This is a genomic window from Paraburkholderia nemoris (genome assembly GCF_905221015.1).
GTDB classification, from domain to species: Bacteria; Pseudomonadota; Gammaproteobacteria; order Burkholderiales; family Burkholderiaceae; genus Paraburkholderia; species Paraburkholderia nemoris.
This window is the reverse complement of record NZ_CAJNBO010000102.1, coordinates 1-1347: the sequence shown is the minus strand read 5'-3', so window position 1 is coordinate 1347 and position 1347 is coordinate 1. Positions and strand designations below refer to the sequence as shown.

Genomic DNA, 1347 nt, shown 5'->3' with positions numbered 1-1347 from the left:
TAACAGGCCGCGGAAATACACCCCTCCAGAAGCAACGTCCTTCGCTGTGCGCGGCTACCGCCGCGCAATTTTCTGCATTGCGAAATTTCAATGCGAATCCCGCTTGTTTTTTGACGGTCTGAGGCCTGTTTTTCGCATCATTACCGCAATTGTTGCCACTACGGGCGGACCTGTCCTAGCGAACGCATGCGCACGAGGTTGTAGGCGGCCATGTTCAACACGAACATCTGGTCAACTTTCTTCAACCCGCGCACCATCACCTGGCGCATGCGCCCCACGGTCTTCGCCCACCCAAAGCCTTGCTCTATCAGCTTGCGTTTTTGCTGCGATATCGCGTAGCCCACGCTGCTCGCAATCTCGTCGGGCACGGCAGAACGGCGACCCGACGTGTTCTGCGCCACGTGCGGCATGACCTTCATCTGCTGGCAGGCTTCGATGAATTCCTGTGCGTCGTAACCCTTGTCCGCGCCCAGCGTGATTTGCGCAGCCGCATCGTTCGCTGCTTGCCGTGCATCGTTGATCATGACCTTGGCCGCTTCACGTTCGGCATGTCCGTCAGCAAAACTCACGCGCGCGTTGACGACCAGTCCATGGCGGTTGTCAGTCAGCGTGTGACCCATGTAACGCAATTCGCTGGCCGTCTTGCCCTTGCGGTAAAGCCGTGCATCGGGATCGGTCTTCGACTCGTGCGTTTCGTTGCTCCGCTTGCTGCCCTTGAAGTCGCCTTCGCCGCTGCCACCGTCGTTATCGCTGTCGTCACTGTCCTTACGCACAAAGCTCTTGTGCCCCGCCCACGCCTGGATCAGCGTGCCGTCCACGCTGAAGTGCTCGCCCGACAACCAGTTCCGCTTCTGCGCGATGCACAGGACTTCGTTGAAAAATTCGACCACCGCATCGTGCCTGATTAAACGCTCCCGGTTCTTCGTGAACACCGTCGGCACCCAGACCGAATCGTCCATCGACAGACCGATAAACCACCGAAACAGCAGGTTGTATTGCGTTTGCTCCATAAGCTGACGTTCAGACCGGATGCTGTACAGCACCTGCAGCAGCATCGCCCGCAGCAACTTCTCGGGCGCGATGCTCGGCCGGCCTCCTTTGATGTCGGCCTCGTACATCCCCGCAAACACGCCATCCATCTTCGCCAGCGCCTCGTTCGCCATGACGCGGATCGAGCGCAGCGGATGCGAGTTCGGAACGAAGTCGTCCAGTTTGCGCACGGAAAACAAACTCTCGGTGAACGTGTCGGTGCCGCGCATGATCTCCTTGGGGGGCGGGTGAGCTTCTTACATCAACGCTTTGGCTATCGGCTGCGATGACTTCAGTGCGAGGTATTTCCGCGGCCTG

1 protein-coding gene is annotated in these 1347 nt (G+C 58.9%); it reads right to left on the bottom strand.

Features of this window, described 5'->3' with window-relative positions:
• Positions 1–158 precede the first annotated feature (158 nt).
• Positions 159–1259, bottom strand: a complete 1101-nt coding sequence (locus KHO33_RS41830; RefSeq protein WP_200566850.1) for an IS5 family transposase — start codon at positions 1257–1259, stop codon at positions 159–161.
• Between the last annotated feature and the right edge of the window lie 88 nt (positions 1260–1347).